Consider the following 1,760-nt stretch of genomic DNA (forward strand, 5'->3'; position numbering starts at 1 on the left):
GATTCCTCAAGCGGACGATCGACGTCGAGGACATCGAGGTCGAGGCGTTCAACGACCCGTCGGCCGCGGCGACGTGGGCGTCGCCCGACGACTCCGGCTCGTCGCCGTCGATCGAACCGACGCTGTGAACGCGCCGCGTCTCTTTTCACCCGTCGTCTTTGCCGATCCGACTGCGTCGACTCAGACGGGCGCGTCCGTCTCGATCCCCGCCTCCTCGACGACGCGTTCCGCCTGCCGAGCGGCGCGCTTCCGGACCGCGGCGGCGTCGATTCCGACGTGTTCCCCGCCGGCGTAGCGGACCGTCCCGTCGACCATCGCGAAGACCACGTCGTCGCCGTGGGCGGCGTACACCAGATGCGAGAGGGGGTCGTGGAGCGGCGTCGCCCGGGTCAGGTCGGTCGTGATCCCGATCACGTCGGCGCGCTGACCCTCCCGGAGGGTTCCGAGCCGGTCGAAACCGGCCGCGCGAGCGCCGCCCTCCGTCGCCATCTCCAGTACGGTCGACGCCGGGAGCCGCGTGGGGTCCCGGGCGTCGACCTTACCGAGGAGGCTCGCCTGTCGCATCTCGGTGAAGGGGTCGAGCGTGTTGTTACACGGGGGGCCGTCGTTGCCGAGCGCGACCGTAATCTCCCGGTCGAGGTAGTCCTTGACCGGCGCGATCCCCGAGGCGAGTTTCATGTTCGAGGAGGGGCAGTGGGTGACGACCGTGTCCGTCTCGGCGAGCACCTCCCGTTCGCGCTCGTCCGTGTGGACGCAGTGCGCGAGCGTCACGTCCGGGCCGGTGATCCCGACCTCGTCGAGCCAGAGCACGTTCCGCCGGCCGGTGTCGGCCTCCACCGTCTCGATCTCGTCCTCGTTCTCGCTGGCGTGGGTGTGGATCGTCACGCCGTCGTACCGGTCGGCCAGCTCGCGACAGCCGCGCAGGCACGCCTCGGTACAGGTGACCGCGAACCGCGGCGTGACCGCGTACCGGACGCGTCCGTCGGCCGCGCCGTGGTACTCCCGAATGAGGGCCTCGCTCTCCGCGAGCGCCGCGTCGGTCTCCTCCAAGAGGCCGTCCGGCGAGTCGCGGTCCATCAGCACCTTCCCGAGCCGGGCGCGGATCCCGGTGTCGATCGCGGCCTCGAACGCCTCCGCGGCGTGGTTCACGGAGAGGTGGTCGACGACGGTCGTCGTCCCCGATTCGAGACACTCCAAGTAGCCCAGCTCCGCGGCCGCCCGCGTCGCCTCGGCGTCCATCGCCGCCTCCATCGGCAACACGGCGTCGAACAGCCAGTCCAACAGCGCGGCGTCGTCAGCGATCCCCCGGCCCAGCGACTGGACGGAGTGAACGTGGCCGCCGACGAGCCCCGGCGCGACGATGTCGAACTCGCGGCGCTCGTGGTCGGGGTACCGCTCGCGGAGGTCGGTCTCGTCGCCGACCGCGGCGATCGTTTCCCCCTCGACGACGACAGCGCCGTCGGGGATGACGGTCTCCGAGTCGGCGACGACTGTTCCGGCGATCAGCATGTCCGTCCGTTCCTGTCGGTCGGTCCATAAGAGGCTGTCCGTTCGACGGCCCACCGCTGAGTCGCGTCCCAGCCGCTGATCGGGGCGAAACCCACACTCTGGGCGGTGGCGCGTGCCCGTGAGCGGTCGCCCCCGGCGACCGCGAACGGCACCGCGCGAGGGAGTCGCTGGCGGTCGAGCGAAGCGAAGACCGCCAGCGACGAGGCTGGGGAGGCGTGAGGTGCGGTGCGGCTGCGGGGCGGGGCTCGAAG

Annotated in this window: 1 protein-coding gene; it reads right to left on the reverse strand. The window is 71.2% G+C overall.

Translation table 11 applies throughout. From position 1 onward, the window contains the following. Window positions 1-180: 180 nt before the first annotated feature. Complete coding sequence (locus BN903_RS10265; protein ID WP_048077641.1) at window positions 181-1,509, reverse strand: 5'-deoxyadenosine deaminase; 1,329 nt, start codon at window positions 1,507-1,509, stop codon at window positions 181-183. Between the last annotated feature and the right edge of the window lie 251 nt (window positions 1,510-1,760).

The organism is Halorubrum sp. AJ67 (assembly GCF_000513435.1).

Bases quoted from the DNA above. Each gene is read 5' to 3' on its own strand.
- BN903_RS10265 (WP_048077641.1), bottom strand. From the start codon at position 1,509: ATGCTGATCGCCGGAACAGTCGTCGCCGACTCGGAGACCGTCATCCCC.